17 protein-coding genes are annotated in these 16781 nt (G+C 62.5%); 5 read left to right on the forward strand and 12 right to left on the reverse strand.

Annotated features, from left to right (window positions below; all coding sequences use genetic code 11):
* Position 1: 1 nt before the first annotated feature.
* From NKG60_RS02550 to NKG60_RS02575, 6 genes are all read right to left on the reverse strand, one after another.
* Positions 2-1030: a zinc-binding dehydrogenase gene (locus tag NKG60_RS02550; protein ID WP_352865344.1), complete on the reverse strand. Its 1029-nt coding sequence runs from the start codon at positions 1028-1030 to the stop codon at positions 2-4.
* Positions 1031-1113: 83 nt separating this feature from the next.
* A complete protein-coding gene (locus tag NKG60_RS02555; protein ID WP_352974000.1) occupies positions 1114-2385 on the reverse strand; it encodes a beta-ketoacyl-ACP synthase in 1272 nt (423 codons plus the stop codon).
* A 75-nt stretch (positions 2386-2460) separates the two neighbouring features.
* Complete coding sequence (locus NKG60_RS02560; RefSeq protein ID WP_352865474.1) at positions 2461-3648, reverse strand: beta-ketoacyl-ACP synthase; 1188 nt, start codon at positions 3646-3648, stop codon at positions 2461-2463.
* A 38-nt stretch (positions 3649-3686) separates the two neighbouring features.
* Positions 3687-3971, reverse strand: a complete 285-nt coding sequence (locus NKG60_RS02565) for an acyl carrier protein (protein ID WP_023719977.1) — start codon at positions 3969-3971, stop codon at positions 3687-3689.
* A gap of 212 nt (positions 3972-4183) precedes the next feature.
* Entirely contained in the window at positions 4184-4732 is a 549-nt protein-coding gene (locus NKG60_RS02570; RefSeq protein WP_352665980.1) for a histidine phosphatase family protein, read from the reverse strand.
* Between the two features lie 106 nt (positions 4733-4838).
* On the reverse strand, positions 4839-5204 hold the full coding sequence (locus NKG60_RS02575; protein ID WP_352865349.1) for a hypothetical protein: 366 nt from the start codon (positions 5202-5204) through the stop codon (positions 4839-4841).
* A gap of 192 nt (positions 5205-5396) precedes the next feature.
* Here NKG60_RS02575 and NKG60_RS02580 point away from each other — a divergent pair, with 192 nt between their 5' ends.
* The 3 genes from NKG60_RS02580 (at position 5397) to NKG60_RS02590 (ending at position 9082) form a co-directional block, all read left to right on the forward strand.
* On the forward strand, positions 5397-6347 hold the full coding sequence (locus NKG60_RS02580; protein WP_352865351.1) for an AEC family transporter: 951 nt from the start codon (positions 5397-5399) through the stop codon (positions 6345-6347).
* A gap of 170 nt (positions 6348-6517) precedes the next feature.
* A complete protein-coding gene (locus NKG60_RS02585) occupies positions 6518-7975 on the forward strand; it encodes an NAD-dependent succinate-semialdehyde dehydrogenase (protein ID WP_352865354.1) in 1458 nt (485 codons plus the stop codon).
* 81 nt (positions 7976-8056) lie between these two features.
* On the forward strand, positions 8057-9082 hold the full coding sequence (locus tag NKG60_RS02590; RefSeq protein WP_352719619.1) for an aldose epimerase family protein: 1026 nt from the start codon (positions 8057-8059) through the stop codon (positions 9080-9082).
* 111 nt (positions 9083-9193) lie between these two features.
* On the opposite strand, the gene NKG60_RS02595 is transcribed toward NKG60_RS02590, so the two are convergent.
* The 5 genes from NKG60_RS02595 to NKG60_RS02615 form a co-directional block, all read right to left on the reverse strand.
* On the reverse strand, positions 9194-10048 hold the full coding sequence (locus NKG60_RS02595; RefSeq protein WP_352865358.1) for a phosphorylase family protein: 855 nt from the start codon (positions 10046-10048) through the stop codon (positions 9194-9196).
* 80 nt (positions 10049-10128) lie between these two features.
* On the reverse strand, positions 10129-10920 hold the full coding sequence (locus NKG60_RS02600; RefSeq protein ID WP_352624600.1) for an ABC transporter permease: 792 nt from the start codon (positions 10918-10920) through the stop codon (positions 10129-10131).
* Positions 10913-11800, reverse strand: a complete 888-nt coding sequence (locus NKG60_RS02605; RefSeq protein ID WP_352865360.1) for an ABC transporter permease — start codon at positions 11798-11800, stop codon at positions 10913-10915. Before NKG60_RS02605 ends, NKG60_RS02600 begins: the two co-directional genes overlap by 8 nt.
* Positions 11797-12834 (reverse strand): ABC transporter ATP-binding protein, encoded by a 1038-nt coding sequence (locus tag NKG60_RS02610; RefSeq protein ID WP_352865362.1) that lies wholly within the window; start codon positions 12832-12834, stop codon positions 11797-11799. The genes NKG60_RS02605 and NKG60_RS02610 overlap by 4 nt, the downstream gene beginning before the upstream one ends.
* Positions 12835-12961: 127 nt before the next feature.
* On the reverse strand, positions 12962-14002 hold the full coding sequence (locus tag NKG60_RS02615; protein WP_352490671.1) for an ABC transporter substrate-binding protein: 1041 nt from the start codon (positions 14000-14002) through the stop codon (positions 12962-12964).
* Positions 14003-14035: 33 nt separating this feature from the next.
* Here NKG60_RS02615 and NKG60_RS02620 point away from each other — a divergent pair, with 33 nt between their 5' ends.
* Positions 14036-15199 (forward strand): LacI family DNA-binding transcriptional regulator, encoded by a 1164-nt coding sequence (locus NKG60_RS02620; protein ID WP_352865364.1) that lies wholly within the window; start codon positions 14036-14038, stop codon positions 15197-15199.
* Between the two features lie 12 nt (positions 15200-15211).
* Here NKG60_RS02620 and NKG60_RS02625 read toward each other — a convergent pair whose 3' ends face one another.
* Complete coding sequence (locus tag NKG60_RS02625; RefSeq protein WP_352865367.1) at positions 15212-15796, reverse strand: TetR/AcrR family transcriptional regulator; 585 nt, start codon at positions 15794-15796, stop codon at positions 15212-15214.
* Positions 15797-15903: 107 nt separating this feature from the next.
* Between NKG60_RS02625 and NKG60_RS02630 the strand changes: the two genes are divergently transcribed.
* On the forward strand, positions 15904-16719 hold the full coding sequence (locus tag NKG60_RS02630) for an oxidoreductase (RefSeq protein ID WP_352865369.1): 816 nt from the start codon (positions 15904-15906) through the stop codon (positions 16717-16719).
* Positions 16720-16781 lie beyond the last annotated feature (62 nt).

Below are 16781 nucleotides of genomic sequence, written 5' to 3' on the forward strand. Positions count from 1 at the left end.
TTCAGCCGACGCGCAGGATGATCTTGCCGAAGATGTCGCGGCCTTCCATGCGCTTCAGCGCGGCATCGATGCCGTCGAAGCCGACCTCGGTGTCGATCACCGGCGCGACCAGGCCCGCCGCCATCTTCTGCATGGCGTCGGCCATGTTTTCCATGCGGCAGCCGAACGAGCCGAGCAGCTTCAGCTGCTGCTGGAACAACTGCATCAAATTGATCTGTGTCGACACGCCGGAGGTCGAGCCGCAGGTGACCAGCCGGCCGCCGCGTTTGAGGCACAGCATCGAGGCGGCAAAGGTGTCAGTGCCGACATGCTCGAACACCACGTCGACGCCCTTCTTCTTGGTCAGCTTACGCACGACGCCTTCGAAGCGGTCGTCGCGGTAATTGATGACGTGGTCGGCGCCGAGCGCCTTCGCCTTGTCGATCTTGTCGTTCGAGCCGACGGTGGTGATGACCGTGCAGCCCATCTTCTTGGCCAGCTGAATTGCGGCGGAGCCGATGCCGGAGCCGCCGGCATGGACGAGTATCGTCTCGCCGGGCTGCAGCCGGGCATTGTCGAACAGCATGTGTTCGACCGTGCCGAAGGTGACAGGCGCCACCGCCGCGCCGATTTCGCTCACGCCGGGCGGGGCAGCGACGAGCAGGCGCGCCGGCAGGTTGATCTTTTCCTGCGCAAAACCGTCGAGATGGAAGCCGTGCACGCCCGAAACATGCTCGCAGAGATTGTCGCGGCCTTCGCGGCAGGCGCGGCAAAGACCGCAGGTGCGGGCGCCATAGATCGACACCAATTGCCCGGGTACAAGACTGGAAACGCCGGGGCCGACCGCCTCGACCTCGCCCGAGGCCTCGGCGCCGACGACCAGTGGCAGCTTGCGCTTGGCGAAGGCCATGCCGCGCCAGCCCCAGACGTCGATGTGGTTCAGCGCCACGGCTTTGATGCGCAGCGTCACCTCGCCGAGCGAAGGCGGCGGCGGCGGCGGCAGGTCCACCGTTTCAAGCCGGCGGTCCTCGATAAGTTGCAATGCGCGCATGCCAGATCCCAGGTTGCGCAGGACCGAGAACCGTTTCGGAAAGGACCATGCGCACGACAACAGTGCTAGAGCGGAACGGTCGCTTAGACCGGTTCCCGCGCCATGACAAGGCAGGTGTTCTGGCCGCCGAAGCCGAAGGAGTTCGACAGGACGGTGCCGACCTCGGCGTTGCGCTTGGTGTTCGGCACCACGTCGAGCACGATTGCCGGGTCGGGATTGTCGTAGTTGATGGTCGGTGGAATGACGCTTTCACGCATCGTCATCAGCGAAAATGCAGCCTCGACGGCACCGGCAGCCGATAGGGTATGGCCGATCATCGACTTGTTCGACGAGACCGGCATTGACGAGATCCGCTCGCCGAACACCGTCGACAGCGACAAATGCTCCATCTTGTCGTTTTCGGGCGTCGAGGTGCCATGGGCGTTGACATAATCGATCCCGTCCTCGCTCAGGCCGGCATCGGCAAGAGCGGCGCGCACCGCCGCGATCGCCGGCGAACCGTCCGGCTTGGAGCGGGTGCGATGGAAGTCGTCGGCCTTTTCGCCGCAGCCGCGCAATATGCCGAGAATGGCGGCGCCGCGGGCAAGTGCTGCCTGCAGCGATTCCAGCACGAGGGCGCCCGAGCCTTCGGCCAGCACGAAGCCGTCGCGATCCTTGGAGAACGGCTTGGAGGCCTGTTCGGGGATGTCGTTATGGGTGGAGAGCGCCGACAGAAGCGAGAAGCGGATCAAGGCTTCGGCGGTCGCCGAGCCGTCGGCGCCGATCGACAGCGCCCTGTCGCATTCGCCGCGGCGGATCGCTTCGACGCCGAGCTGGATCGCCGTGGCGCCCGAAGCGCAGGCGGTCGACAGCGTGATCGGCAGGCCGCGCGTGCCGAAACGGTCGGCAAGCCGGTCGGCGATCGAGCCGAACTGCGTGGTCTCGAAGATGGCGAGTTCCCTGAGGCCGCGCGCTACCCGCAGCAGCCTCTCTGCACCGGTGTCGTGCGTGTCGGAATTGTAGAGCGAAAAGCGCTCGCTCCAGTCGAGCTCGACCGGCGGCGAAGCGAGGAACAGCGGTCCGCCGAAATCGCCGGCATCGAGGCCCGCCTCCGACATCGCTTCCTGGGCGGCGGTTTCGGCAAGCTCATAGGTGAGGAGACTGGCGCCCTTGGAGCTCGACGGCAGGAAATCGACCATGCCGGAGATGCGGGTGTTGAGATGATCGACCGGGAAGCGGGTGATCGGATGGATGCCGGATTTGCCTGACGTGAGTGCCGCCCAATTGTCGGCTTTGCCGACACCGAGCGACGTCACCACACCGATGCCGGTGACGGCGACGATCGGCCTGCCCATGTGGTCGTTCAGATTGGCCATTTGTTGTCCAAAAACCTGTTTCTCTTGGAGCATCGGATCGCCCGAAAACCGCGTCACACTTTTCGGTCCGATGCTCTAGGCGGCTTTGATCAGCGCCATGCCCTCGAATTGGTGATAGCCGATCGCCGTTGCAAGGACGGTCTTCGGGACGCCGGCAAACGGTTTCTCGACTGTGGCGTCGAAGACAGGGTAGGCGACCTTGCGGTCGACAGCCAAGGCCGCCAGCGCAACGGCAAAGGGGAACTGCGCTTCCTTCATGTGGCCGGTCAGCGTCGAAAAGCCGCGTGCGGCGATCGCCGGATTGGCGTCGAGCGCCGATTTCTCGGCGGCGGTCGCGGCATGGGCGCCCGAAGCGCCGGAGATCGCCAGTAACTCGCCGTCCGGCAATGCGGCTTGCTTCAGCAGCGCGGCGATCTCACCGCCGAGTTCGCCCCGCCGGCGCCTGGCACGGCCGGACAGGATCGGGCCGAGTTCCGCATAGATCTTGCGGCCACGGCTTTCCGCATGCTCGCGCTGCTCCAGGACGAGAAACGCGCCGCCGGATCCGGTCACCACTCCGCCGCCCTCGGCACCTTGCCTCTGCCAGACCGGCCGCCACGGGCCGCGATGCAGGTAGCCGGCCAGTTCATAGCCGAGCAGCATGTCGGAATGTTCGGTCTGGAAAGCGCCGCCGACCAATATATGCGTCGACTGGCCGGAGCGGATGCGCGCGGCCGCCGTCTCGACTGCGGCAACGCCCGCACCTTCCTCGCCCATGAAGGTGCGAGAGGAGCCGGTCACCTTGTGGACGATCGAGATGTTGCCGGCGAGCAGGTTAGAGAGCTGCGCCAGAAACAGCGTCGGGCGCAATTCGGTGGTCAGCTTCTCGTTGAGCAGCACGTCGCGGTCATTGCGGCTTTCCGATGCCGCGAGAATGGCCGCATCGACCGCCTCGTCGCGCTCGCCGCCGCCGGCGGCCACCACCATGTCCATGGTCGCGCAGAGTTCGTCATTGCCCTTGATGCCGGCATCGTCGAGCGCAAGGCCGGCCGCATAGGTGCCGAGCCTCTGCCAGGTCTCCATCTGCCGCTGGTCGCCACGCTTGGCGATCTGCAGGTTCCAGTCGATCGCCGGCAGCGGGTGGACCGTATAGGGCGAGAAGCGCGAGGCCTCTAGAACCGGTTCAAGGCGCGGCTGGACGAGCTTTGCCCAATGCGCGTCCGGACCCTCGCCCAGCGACGAGACAAGGCCGATGCCTGATATGACGACGTCGTGGGGGTTCATGGCGGGCTGTTGTGGGTCGGGCGCGTCAGGCGCTGTGTTCACGTGGCGTTCTTGGCGGCGACGAGCGCGTCGATCTTGGCGCACAGGTTCTTCATGACGAAATAGTCGTCGGTCGAAGCCTTGCCGTCATTGACCTCCTGCGTCCACTTTTCCAGCGGCACCTTGATGCCGAATTCCTTGTCGATGGCAAAGACGATGTCGAGGAAGTCGAGGCTGTCGATGCCGAGATCGTCTATGGTATGGCTTTCGGGCGTGATCGTCTCGATATCGATCTCGCTGGTGTCGGCGATGATCTTGGCGACTTTGTCGAACGTGGTGGACAAGGGCTTTTCCTTCGATTGCGGGCGGAATCTGTCCGCATGTGTTTTGGGCTGTCTAATCGGTTTTTCCGGGCAGGAAAAGGCCTGATGCGCCGGGCGCAGATGGGCTGGCTGCCCAGGCAGAGCAAGATGAGATCGGAATCCAACCACGACGTCTCGTGGCAGTGGCATTTCGGCAACAGCTATCTCGCTCGACGCGAGGAGCGACCGACCCCTCAAAACGTAACGCGGCCGAGTACCCGCAGGCCGTCGCCCTGCGGCGCGACGACCACGGCCTCGCCTTCACGCGGCGAGATGCCGGTCAATTCCTTGATGTTTTCGAGATGCGTGACCATGACCAGATTGTCGGAGCCGGAATAGCCGCGGATCTCGGCCAGGATCGCAGCGATCTGGGCGGCCTTCTCCTTTTCGTCGGTCTTCAGCAGGTCAAGCGGTGCGAACGGCTCCGGCTCGCTTTCGAAAGCGATGCGGGCGGTCTCGAGGCAGCGGCAATAGCGGCTGGACAGCACGCGCTCGACCGGTGCCGCGCGGGCGCCAAACAGCGCGCCGATCTTGCGCGCCTGTTGCTTGCCGCGCTCCGAGAGATTGACCTGGGTGGCGCATTTACCGAGGTCGAAATTGGCTGCATCGGTGGTGCCGGTGACCATGGCATGGCGAAGCAGGACCACATGCCCGCCGTCGCGCAGCAGCGCCCAGCCGGCTTCCGTCGCATGGGCTGTGGCGGAAACGGCAAGCAACAGCAGCGCCAGGACAAATCGAAGCATCAGACATCCTTTTCGGGTGACCGGCAGGCAGGTCCCCGGTGACCGGCATATAGGGACGGCAAAGCGGCCTGAAAGACAAGCCGAGTGCAACCTGCGGCCGAAACGCCTATTTCTTCGCTATCTGCTTCTTCACCAGATCGATCTTGCGGTCGGTCAGCGGGATGGGGAGTGTGTAGCCGGCTTCGGTAAAGCCCTGCTTGGCGTTCTCGAAGAATTCGATCGCCCTTTGGAATTCGGCATTGCCGCCGCCATAGCTGCCGCGGTTCCAGTGGACGTCGCCGAGATTGTTCTGCTCGAAGGCCCATTGCATCGGCTGGCTTTCGCGGGTGAAGACCTTGAGTGTCGCCTCGAAGGCGGCTTCGGCCTCATCCAGAGACGTCTGATCTCGGGTCGCCGGTGCGCAGCGCGTCGTGCTCGGCTTCTTTAGGCGCGCTGCCTGCGCGTCGAGCAGGTCGGTAGGATTCTCGGGCATCTTTTCGGTGCCAAGCGCCCTCTTTCGGTGTCGGCCGTCCCCAACCCCCTGCCGGGACCTTCTCCCCGTCCTTCACGGAGTCCTTCACGGGGAGAGGGTAAGGGTGAGGGGCAGCGCAAACCGAGCCGATTACCTTATCTCGCGAGGGAAGGGCGATTGCGCCGCCGCCGGGGCTCGCCTATCACGGGAAAAATGTCTCCGCTTACCGAAACCGTCCTCTTCGTCTTCAGTCTCGTCGGGATCGGCTATCTTGCCGGGTTGACCGGCTATTTGAAGCCGGCGAGCGGCGAGGGCGTATCCGAATTCGCCATCAACGTGGCAATGCCGCTGCTGCTGTTCCAGACCATGGTAAAGGCCGATTTCCACGGCGTCGCGCCGTGGTCGCTATGGGGCGCCTATTTCGCGGCGGTCGCGCTCACCTGGGCCGCCGGCCATCTGGTCATTACGCGCATCTTCGGGCGGGACGCCCGCGCCGGCGTCGTCGGCGGCGTGTCGTCGTCCTACTCCAACGTCGTCCTGCTCGGCGCGCCCTTCATCATCGGCGTGTTCGGGCCGGCCGGGTTCGAAGTGCTGTCACTGCTCGTTTCCATTCACCTGCCGGTGATGATGATGGCCTCGATCATCCTGTTCGAGATGTTCGGCCGCGGCGGCAGCGAGCCTGTGCATCCGCTCCGCGTCGTCAGGAGCTTTCTCAGGAGGGTATTCATCAATCCGCTGATCATCGGCATACTGGCCGGGCTGGCGTGGCGCTTCACCGGTGCGCCGCTGCCGGTGCTTGCGACGCGGCTGAGCGACGCGCTGGCCGGCACCGCCGCCCCGGTGGCGCTGTTTGCCATGGGGCTCAGCCTGCGCCGTTTCGGCATCTCCGGCAATGTAAGGCCGGCGTTGGCGCTGTCGGCGCTGAAACTGTTCCTGATGCCGGCGCTGGTTCTCGGCCTGGTCTGGCTGATCGGCCTGCCGCCATTGACGGCCAAGGTGGCGGTGATGGTTGCGGCGTTGCCGTCCGGCATCAATTCCTATCTCATCGCGGTGCAGTTCAACACCGGCCAGGCGCTGGCGTCGAACCAGATGACCATCGCCACCGCCAGTGCGGTCGTGACCACGGCGTTTTGGCTGACAGTGGTCGTCCATGTTTTTGGATAAGAGCCCGGCTGCAGCCCTCTCGCTTTGGCTGGCCCAAACCCTATATGCCATCTTGTGATTGCTTGCGGGGCTTGCCCTGGGCTAAGAGCAGTGGCTCTAGCGATGCTATCGCGCACGTCCATTCACGAAATCAGCGACCGGCCCGCCAGGTGCCGAACGGAGGCGAGATCATGCTTCAGAAAACCAGCCATTTCATGCGGCAGGCCAATCTCATCAATGGCGAATGGGTGCAGGCCGACTCAGGCCAGACGGTCGACGTCAACAATCCTGCCACCGGCCTCAAGATCGGAACCGTGCCGAAATCGGGCAAGGCCGAGACGCGTCGCGCCATCGAAGCCGCCGACGCTGCCTTCCAGACATGGCGCAAGACCACCGCGCTCGAACGCTCGAAGCTGTTGCGCAAGCTGCACGACGCGATGATGGACAATCAGGACGTGCTGGCCGAACTGCTGACTATCGAGCAGGGCAAGTCGCTGTTCGAATCGAAGGGTGAGATCGGCTCGGCCGCGTCCTACATATTGTGGTTCGCCGAAGAGGGCCGCCGCACCTATGGCGACGTCGTGCCGTCGCCCTGGGCGGACCGCCGCATCCTGGTGACCAAGGAGCCGGTCGGCGTCATCGCCGCCATCACGCCATGGAATTTTCCATCCTCGATGCTGGCCCGCAAGCTCGGTCCTGCGCTTGCCGCCGGCTGTACCGCGGTGGTCAAGCCGGCGTCGCAGACGCCTTATTCCGGCCTTGCCTGGGGCGCGCTTGCCGAGGAAGTCGGCTTCCCGAAGGGCGTGATCAACATCCTGACCGGCGCCGCCGGTGAGATCGGCGACGAGATCTGTGCCAACCCGCTGGTCAAGAAGATCACCTTCACCGGCTCGACCGAGGTCGGCAAGATCCTGATCCAGAAGTCGTCGGTGACCGTCAAGAAGGTGTCGATGGAGCTCGGCGGCAATGCGCCGTTCATCGTCTTCGACGACGCCGACATCGAGCGGGCCGTCGCTGGCGCCATCACCGCCAAGTACCGCAATTCCGGCCAGACCTGCGTCTGCACCAACCGCTTCCTGGTGCAGGCCGGCATCTATGACCAGTTCGTCGAAAAGCTGGCTGCTGCGAGCAACGGGCTGAAGGTCGGTTCCGGCCTCGAAGACGGTGTCCAGCAGGGGCCGCTGATCGACGAGAAGGCGGTGGAGAAGGTCGAGGAGCTGATTGCCGACGCGACCGCCAAGGGCGGCAAGGTCGTCGCCGGCGGCAAACGCCACGCGCTCGGCGGTTCGTTCTTCCAGCCGACGGTGATTGCCAATGCGACGCCGAAAATGCGCTTCATGAAGGAAGAAATCTTTGGCCCGGTGGCGCCGGTGTTCAAGTTCGAGACCGAGGAAGAGGCCGTAGGACTCGCCAACGACACCGAGTTTGGCCTGGCCTGCTATTTCTACACCGGCGATCTCGGCCGCGCCTTCCGGGTCATGGAAGGGCTCAAATACGGCATGGTCGGCGTCAATGAAGGGCTCATCACCACGCCTGAGGCACCGTTCGGCGGCGTCAAGGAATCGGGCCTCGGCAAGGAAGGCGGCCATCAGGGCATCGAGGACTATCTCGACACCAAATATGTCTGCATCGGCGGACTTGGTCTCTAGAAGCCTCATGCGGTAATACCGAAAACGATCCTGGGCCGCTTCGGAAAGGCCAGGCTGGCATCGAGCAACGAACTTGCGGGCATGGCGATGAAGGATGGCGAGGTTTTCGGCACGACGCAGGCGGGCGAGGAAGTCCGTCGCTTCACCATCCGTGGCGGCGGCCTGACCGCCAACATCATCGGGCTGGGTGCGATCATCCAGGATCTGCACCTGGCCGGGCACGAGGCGCCGCTGGTGCTCGGCTATGATCGTTTCGAGCATTATGAGACGGATACCGCCTTCTTCGGCACTGTCGTCGGGCGCTACGCCAACCGTATCCGCGACGGCCGCTTCACGCTTGCCGGCAAACGCTACCAGACCGAGCGTAATTTCCTCGAAAAGCATACGCTGCATGGCGGTTCGCAAGGTTTTTCGCGCCGGGCCTGGGCGGTTTCGCTGCACGGCAGGGATTTTGTCACGCTGACCCTGCATGACCCGGACGGCACGATGGGCTTTCCCGGCGCGCTCGACGTGACCTGCACCTACCGGCTGAAGATCCCCGGCACGCTCAGCGTCGAACTGACCGCCACCTGCGAGGAGCCGACGCTCTGCAATCTCACTCAGCATTCCTATTTCAACCTGGATGACGGCGGCACCGGCGACATTCTCGACCACCGGCTGATGCTGAATGCCGGCGCCTATCTGCCGGTGGACGCGGATCTGATCCCGACAGGAACGGTCAAGCCGGTCGACGGCACCCCCTTCGATTTTCGCCAGGCGCGGCCGCTGCGCATGGAGACCGAGGGCGAACAGCTCCCCTACGACCAGAATTTCTGCCTCGCTTCGACGCGCGGGCCGTTGAAGCAGGCGTCGTGGGCGCAAGGCGCGAATTCCGGCGTCGAGATGGAGCTCTGGACCACCGAGCCCGGCGTCCAGCTCTATACCGGCCAGTATCTGGCACCGTCCTCGCCTGGATTGGGCGGACGCCAGTACAAGGCCTTTTCAGGCTTCTGCCTGGAGCCGCAAATCTGGCCGGATGCGCCCAACCGGCCCTATTTCCCGCAAGCCACGCTGTGGCCGGGCCAGATCTACCACCATGTGACGGAATACCGGTTCAGGCTGCCTTAGGGCGGGAGTGCCGCTGCCAAGGCATACGACGCGAGCGTCGCGAACACTCCCAGCGCAGCGCCCTCTGGATCCTTGGTCTGGCAGAGCTTCAGCTAGCGCACCAGGGTTATCTCAGAACCGGCTGGAGCGTTCTTTCGGCTGAGGCGACTTCAAGCCCTGACACGAGCATTCCGGGTCAGCGGGCAGTCGCGCGGCGGTCTCCAGCGCGACCCGCGAGGCCGTCATGGAGAGACTGGGCAGCACGTCCTCCTGCAGCAATTTCTGGCGATTGCGATCCATATAGTCGTTGAAGCCCGCAGTCACGAAGGCGCAAGGCACGAAACACGCGCCGATCTCGCGCGACAAGGTCGCCTCAGGGGCGATGGAATGGTTGAGTACATCCGCCCCCATGCCCCGATACGCCAAGGCTTCGGCTGGCGTTGTCAGCCGGGGCCCATAACAATGGGCAGCCACCAGCTGCTGTTCGATGCCGTAAACGCGGCATTCGGCTGGCCAATGACGGCGGGCCGTTTCGACCAGAACCGCCGCACATCTTGGACACACGATTTGCTTGCCCGAACAGTCAAAGCTCTGGCGGTCAGGAAGCAGTGAAAACGGGGTCTGCGTCAGTTCGATGATATCGGCGGCCACCACCATGTCGCCCGGCTGGATCGCCTTGTTGACGGCGCCTACAGTCGAGCAGGCGAGAACTTGCCGTACACCCGCCCGCATCAATACCCAGAACGCGCGGCGATGGCAGGAATGGTCGATACGGTCGCGGGGATTGCCGTGCGAATACATGCACAGCGCGCGCTTCGCTCTCCCTTCGGCGGTGATCGACGCATCGAACTCGAGCAGCTTCCAGTTGTCGGTGCGACCGAAAGGCGTTTCAAAACTCATGTCGCGCCGCAAGGTGCGCACACCATCGAATTCGACATCTTCCGGGAAGGCAAGCCCCCAGTTTGCCGACCCGGTGATGATGGCCAACCCTACCTGAGGGATGTCCGTCGAATGATCCGTCAGATCGTCGGCTGCGTGGTGATTGGAGGGCATGTTTCCAGTCTCGGTCAGGATTTTTGGCGAAGGGTCACAATCAGGACCACGGCCACGACGATGACGGTCCACAATGTCGAGATCGCCGCAATCGTCGGATCGATCTGATCGCGCAGCGACAGGAACATAAGCTTCGGCATCGTGCTGTTGCGACCGCTTGCGATGAAGATCGAAATCACAGACTCGTCGAGCGAAGTCAGGAACGCCATCAATGTCGCCGACAGCAAGCTGATCCGAAGTTGCGGAACGATGATTCCGCCAATGGACCTGGCCCAGTTTGCACCGAGGCTGCGCGCCGCCTGAACCTGGTTCCAGTCAAAGCGGGCGAGCGCGGGTAGCAACACAATGCAGGCGACCGGAACGGCCAGCACCACATGTCCGACCAGCACACCGAATAGCGTTCCGATCAGATGTTGTGCGGCCAACACAAAGAAGAGACCGATCGCAAGCAGGATTCCTGGGGTGATCGAGGGGGTTAGCAGGACGCTCTGGATGGCCGCAGCGGTCTTACCGCCCAGCCGATTCATTGAAATGCAGGCGAGCAGCGCAAAGGGCACGGCGATCAACGCCGTCAACGTCCCAAGGATCAAACTCGTTCTGAGCGCGGCCATCCACGTTGCCGAGCCGAAGAAGTTCTCGTACCAGCGCAACGAGTAGGCGTGCGGCGGAAACTCGAGGAGATTCGACGCCGAAAAGGACAGCGGCACCACCACGAGCGTCGGCAGCATCAGAAACGCCATGACAAGAGCGGCAAAGCTCCAGAGCAAAATGCGGGCGAGCCTGTTTTGCGGATAGGCTTCAAGCATGGGAGGCTTCCACGGTGTTCTGGGCCACCAGGCGGCGTGCTGCCAGCAACATCACACCGATCAGCGCCATCAGAACGAGGAGCAGAATGCCCAGGACGCTCGCCGACCCCCAGTCCTGAAAGGTCGATAGTGTACGCTCGATCCGGGTAGAGAGAGGATTTACCTTGCCGCCGCCAAGCACCGCCGGCGTGATGAAAAAACCTATGGCGTAGATGAGGACGATGATCGAACCCGAGAAGATGCCGCCCGCCGAAAGCGGCATAATGACTGTGCGGACGACCTGCCTGAGAGTGGCTCCCATGCTCGCTGCCGCGCGAATGAGATTTGGGTCGATATCGCGCATCGCAGCATAAACAGGCAGCAGAAAGAGCGGCAGCATGTAGTGCACCATGCCGATGAGCGTTCCCGTGAAGTTGTAGACCAGCGGCAATGGCTCCGCCGTCAGGCGTGAACCGGTCAAAGCCGCGTTGATCAGGCCGTCGCGCCGCAAGAGCACGAGCCAACCATAGGTACGCACCAGAATGGAGGTCCACAGCGGCAGCATGACGAACGCCATGAGCACGTTGGCCACCCTTGGTCTGACGCTGGCCAGAGCCAGCGCCAGAGGGGTGCCGAGAACAATGCAGGCCGCCAGCGTACCCAAGGATAGTTCGAGGGTCGTGACGAGCGCCGACCATGTCAGTCCGCTCGAAAGGACCTTCTGGTAATTGCCGACGGTGTACTCGCCCCCGGTGGTCAGGAAGGATTGGCGGATGATCCAAAGGATGGGCAGTATCGCGGCCAGCCCAACGATGAACAGCGCCGGGAGCGAAAGCGAAAGAAAAAACCGCCGCTCGCGCCGTGCATCCGCCGCGAGCGCCGGATCCCGGACGACGGTCACGCCATCGCTCCCGGTATCGCGTGAACCTTCGCTGCTGGTGCATAGGCGGTCATCCGCTGACCGGCGGCAAGCTCGGCGCAGCCGCCGGCCAGCGCTGCCGGAATGCAGACAAGAACCTCTTGCCCACCGTCAAGCGCCAGCGTCAAAAGCCAGTTCTCGCCGCGGAACGCTTTGGCGCGCAGTATTCCTTCGAGAGCCACTCCGTCGCCCCCGACGAGCTTCGCATCAAGATGGAAGCTTTCGGCGCGGATCATCAGAGTTTCGCGTGATGCTTCGGCGCCGTCGATTCTGCGTGCCGAGCCTGGGGCCACAATGTTGGCCTCGCCCATGAACTGCGCGACGAAGCGGGTCGATGGACGATCATAAATCCGCTGCGGTGTATCTATCTGCTGGATGCGGCCAGAATTCATCACCGCAATCCGGTCAGACATAATCAGCGCTTCGCGCTGGTCGTGGGTTACATAGATTGTGGTGATCCGTAGATGATCATGCAGACGCCGGATCTCATACTGCATGGTCTCGCGCAGGTTCTTGTCGAGTGCCGACAGCGGCTCGTCCATCAACATCACGCGCGGTTCGAAGACGATAGCCCGCGCCAATGCCACCCGTTGACGTTGGCCGCCGGATAGTGCGGCAACATTGCGCTCCGCCAGACCATCCAGCTTCACGCGGGCCAAGGTATCAAGCGCCCGCTGACGCGCCTCCGCTCTCGGTACCTTGCGCAGCACCAGCGGGTACGCGACGTTCGCCAGGACATTCATGTGGGGAAACAAGGCGTAATTCTGGAATACTATGCCAATGTCTCGTTTGTTGGGCGGCAGGCGGGTGATGTCTCGATCACCCAAGAAAAGTTTACCGGAATCCGGCCGGACAAAACCGGCCAGAGCCATGAGTAACGTGGTCTTGCCCGATCCCGATGGCCCTAGCAGTGTGAGGAATTCGCCAGCCTGGATGTCGAGCGAAACATCCTCCAGTGCGACGTAGGACCCATAAGCCTTGTGCACGCTTTCGATGGTGATCGCGAGCGACTTCATCATGTGCTCCAGCCTTGAAGCGCGTCGCGTTCGACCGGCTTCACGCGACGCGCTTTAGGTTCTTGTTTTCATGCATGTCGTTGTCGCGCGCTGCACATTTTTGCGCGACATGCGTTAGAGCTGAGGGTCAGCGGGCCATCATTTCATCGAAGGCTCTTTGTGCAGCCTCGCCATTCTTGACCCACCATTCTGAATTGGAAAACACCGAAGTGCCAGCATTTTCAGGCGCGGTCGCAAGGGTCTTCAGACGGTCCGCGGGAATAAGGCCACCCTCATATGCCGCAGGATTGACGGGGCCGTAGGCAATGAAATCGGTCAGCTTGGCAACCCGCGCGGGCTGCGTCATCGCTGCGATGAGCTTCATCGCGGCTTCCTTGTTCGGCGCTCCCTTCGGCACCCCAAGGCAGTCCGTGCCGATGACCGAACCCTTGAAGGTGTAGTCAGCCGCGCCGCCATCTGCTTTCACGGTTTGGGCGCGTCCGTTCCAGGTAATGACCAAATCCGCCTCACCGTCTTTCAGCAACTGCGCGGACTGGGCGCCCGAGGTCCACCACACGGCGACATCTGGTTTGATCGCTTCAAGCCGCTTGATGGCGCGTTCTAGCCCTTCCGGCGTGCTGAGCACGGAATAGACGTCGGCCGGTGCCACGCCGTCGGAGAGAAGCGCGATCTCGATCGAATCTTGCGCATTGGCGCGCAACGCGCGACGGCCAGAAAATTTGGCAACATCCCAGAATTCCGCCCACGTCTTCGGCGGGTTCTGGCCATAGGTCTTGGTGTTCCACGACATGACGGTGCCATAGGAGTCGAACGGATAGCAGTAGTCGGACTTCGCACCCTCCGGCACGGATTTCGGATCGATGATCTTGTAGTCGAGTGGCTCCAGCAGCGACTGTGCGGCAGCCTGCGCGCCTTCCGGCGAACCCAGGTGGACGATGTCGGTCGTGACTGCACCCGAGGTAACCTGCATCTTCAGGGCGGCCAGGCCGTCGCTCTGCGTCTCCTCGCGGACATCATAGCCGAGCTCTTTTGCAGCCGGGCCCCACATGGCTTCCTTTATGGCGTTGCCATAATCGCCGCCTGCGGTCGTGATGGTGACCGTCTGCGCGTGCACGGGCAGGGCAGCCGAGATTGCGAATGCTGTTAAGGAAATGCGTAGCCAGGACATAGGTTCTCCTCCCCAACTTTTATGGAATATCGCTTGAACGAGCCGTTATTTTGTAATCGTAACGTTACGATTGCATCTGAATACGCTAGAGTCAAGCTGCTTCCTGCGGGAGTTTGGATTGACCGGGATGTCGAATTCGGTAACGTTATGGCGGTCAGCAAATCAGCCGGCGCTTTCGCAAATGAAGTCGGGCGAACAATGGCCAATCTAAAGCAGATCGCCGCGGAACTTTCCCTGTCGGTGACCACGGTATCCCGCGCTCTGAAGGACGGGCCGGAAGTGCTGCCCTCGACCATAGCCCGCGTCAAGGAGGCGGCTAAGCGGGTCGGCTATTTACCAAATCATCATGGTCGCGCGCTCAAAACCGGTCGAACGCAGACGCTGACGGCGGTACTCCCGATGGAGACCCGAGACCATCTGTCCGATCTGTTGAAGCTTCCTTTAATCGAAGGCATGACGCTGGCGGCGCGGCAAGCCGGTTATAGTCTGTCCATCTATTCCACCACGCCCGACGACGATCCCGTTGAGAGTGTGCAGCGGCAGCTTCAGGCGCGCAGCGCAGACGGCCTGATCATCACGCGCCTGGTGTCGGCTGATCCGCGCGTCAAGCTGCTGCTTGATAGAGGCATGCCATTCGTCGCGTTTGGAAGAACCGACCTGGATATTGCGTATCCTTATGTCGATGTCGACAATGAACAGATTGCCTACGAGGCGACCCGGCGGCTCATGGATATTGGCTGTCGACGCATTGCGCTGCAACTTCTCGTTCCGGAGGACCAGACGAGTGCCATGCGTCTTTCCGGGTATGGAAGGGCAATGGCCGAGGCCGGTATTCCGATCGACCAATCGTTGATCGGTCATGGCATGTTCACGATGGAATCGAGCGCAGGCTGGTTCGATCGCTTGCTGGCGTCATCAGATCCGTCGACTGGCCTGGCGTGCGCCAACGAACTGGGCCTTCTGGGAGCGTTGCACGCTCTCGGCAAGCGGGGTCTTACACCGGGCCGCGACGTCCACATCGTCACCCGTGACAGCACGCGGCTGGCACGTTTCCTGCCGGCAAAGATCGGAGTTCATTTCGTGGATATGGCTGGTGTTGGACGCAAACTTATCGAAGTCCTGGAGAGCCGGATCATCAATCCGCTTGGGCCGGTGGAGACAGTCTTGGTGCAAGGCAGATTCGAGCCGGCCGAATAATCCGGGCTGCCCTCAGGATGCCACCTCGTCTTGAACCGGCCGGATCAGCGCCTTTGCGGCAGCTGCTCCCGCCGCTAGGATACGATCCGACCATTCCGTCCCTTCCACGGCGCGCGCGAGTTGCAGCGCGCCGATGAGCGTTGCAAACATGCCCAACGCAGCGCCCTCGGGATCGTTGGTCTGCGGCAGAGCTTCAGCTATCTGGCGCACCAGAGATTGAGCGCGCTCGGCATAGAGGGCTCGCGTTTCAGGCGGCTGCCGCGCGATTTCCGGCAACAACGCGGCCGAAGCGCAGCCCTTTCCAGGATTGTCCCGGTGCTCGGCCGATAGATACGTCTCTATGGCCATCTCCGGGCCGCCGGCGTCCAACGCTTCCTGCACTTGATGCGACTGCGCGTCCAACGCCGCCGCCACGCTTTCACGGACGAGCTCCGCCTTGGACTGGAAGTGCGGATAGAAGGCGCCGTTCGTCAGCCCGGCGTCGCTCATGATGGTCGCAAGCCCGGACGCCGCGATGCCGTCAGATCGAAAACGTTCGGCGGCGACCTCCATGATCCGGCTGCGTGACGCGTCTTTTCGGCCCTTTTCGTAGCGCATGGTCTTTCTTTCCTGTCCTGCTATTGCATTATAATCATAATCTGATATTACGACCATAATTCAATTCGTGGAAATAAGCTAGACCTCTCGAACCTGGAACATCAAAAATGAATGGGAATTCTGAAAAGACCGCAATCGTGACCGGAGCCTCCTCGGGCATCGGCCGCGCCAGCGCCGAGGCCTTGGCGCGGGCGGGTTTCACTGTCTTCGGGACAAGTCGCCGCAAGACCAGTAATGGCCCAAATGGAGTGACCATGCTGGCATGCGACGTGACCGATGATGCGGCCGTCAATGCGCTCGTTGCCACCGTGCTCGCGCAGACCGGCCGGATCGACCTCCTGGTCAACAATGCCGGTGTCGGCCTGCTAGGCGGCGCCGAGGAATCCTCGGTCGCACAGGTACAAGCCCTGTTCGACGTCAATCTGTTCGGCGTCATGCGAATGACCAATGCGGTGTTGCCGTCGATGCGGCGGCGCGGCGAAGGGCGCATCATCAATATCGGCTCGATTCTGGGACTGGTACCCGCGCCATACTCAGCTCATTACTCGGCAGTCAAGCACGCGCTCGAGGGCTATTCGGAATCGCTTGACCACGAGGTGCGCGCCTTCAACGTCCGCGTTTCCGTCATCGAGCCGGCATTCGTCCGCACCGTCTTCGACCAGAACGGCATCGAGCCGGATTCGCTGTTAAAGGAATACGATCGGGCTCGAGCCGGGCTCAAGGCGCTGCTGGGCGATGTGATGCCCAAGGCCGATCGGCCGGAAGTGGTGGCGGATGTGGTTGTCAAGGCAGCGACCGATGCCCGTCCGCGACGGCGCTACACCGCCGGTAAGGCAGCGCGCCAGGTCAGCCTGCTGCGCCGCTTTGCCCCCGCGGGGATTTTCGACAAGAGCCTGCGCCAGCAGTTCCGACTGCCAGTCTGAACGACAGCGAGCCAGAGGATTTCACGCAGATGCGACTAGCAACCACAACACATTTGGCCAGG

It is taken from the genome of Mesorhizobium sp. M1428 (genome assembly GCF_040317515.1).
Classification (GTDB): Bacteria; Pseudomonadota; Alphaproteobacteria; order Rhizobiales; family Rhizobiaceae; genus Mesorhizobium.

Coding starts and splice junctions, on each gene's coding strand:
- NKG60_RS02550 (WP_352865344.1), bottom strand. CDS start 1,030: ATGCGCGCATTGCAACTTATCGAGGACCGCCGGCTTGAAACGGTGGAC.
- NKG60_RS02555 (WP_352974000.1), bottom strand. CDS start 2,385: ATGGCCAATCTGAACGACCACATGGGCAGGCCGATCGTCGCCGTCACC.
- NKG60_RS02560 (WP_352865474.1), bottom strand. CDS start 3,648: ATGAACCCCCACGACGTCGTCATATCAGGCATCGGCCTTGTCTCGTCG.
- NKG60_RS02570 (WP_352665980.1), bottom strand. CDS start 4,732: ATGCTTCGATTTGTCCTGGCGCTGCTGTTGCTTGCCGTTTCCGCCACA.
- NKG60_RS02575 (WP_352865349.1), bottom strand. CDS start 5,204: ATGCCCGAGAATCCTACCGACCTGCTCGACGCGCAGGCAGCGCGCCTA.
- NKG60_RS02580 (WP_352865351.1), top strand. CDS start 5,397: ATGTCTCCGCTTACCGAAACCGTCCTCTTCGTCTTCAGTCTCGTCGGG.
- NKG60_RS02585 (WP_352865354.1), top strand. CDS start 6,518: ATGCTTCAGAAAACCAGCCATTTCATGCGGCAGGCCAATCTCATCAAT.
- NKG60_RS02590 (WP_352719619.1), top strand. CDS start 8,057: ATGGCGATGAAGGATGGCGAGGTTTTCGGCACGACGCAGGCGGGCGAG.
- NKG60_RS02600 (WP_352624600.1), bottom strand. CDS start 10,920: ATGCTTGAAGCCTATCCGCAAAACAGGCTCGCCCGCATTTTGCTCTGG.
- NKG60_RS02610 (WP_352865362.1), bottom strand. CDS start 12,834: ATGAAGTCGCTCGCGATCACCATCGAAAGCGTGCACAAGGCTTATGGG.
- NKG60_RS02615 (WP_352490671.1), bottom strand. CDS start 14,002: ATGTCCTGGCTACGCATTTCCTTAACAGCATTCGCAATCTCGGCTGCC.
- NKG60_RS02625 (WP_352865367.1), bottom strand. CDS start 15,796: ATGCGCTACGAAAAGGGCCGAAAAGACGCGTCACGCAGCCGGATCATG.
- NKG60_RS02630 (WP_352865369.1), top strand. CDS start 15,904: ATGAATGGGAATTCTGAAAAGACCGCAATCGTGACCGGAGCCTCCTCG.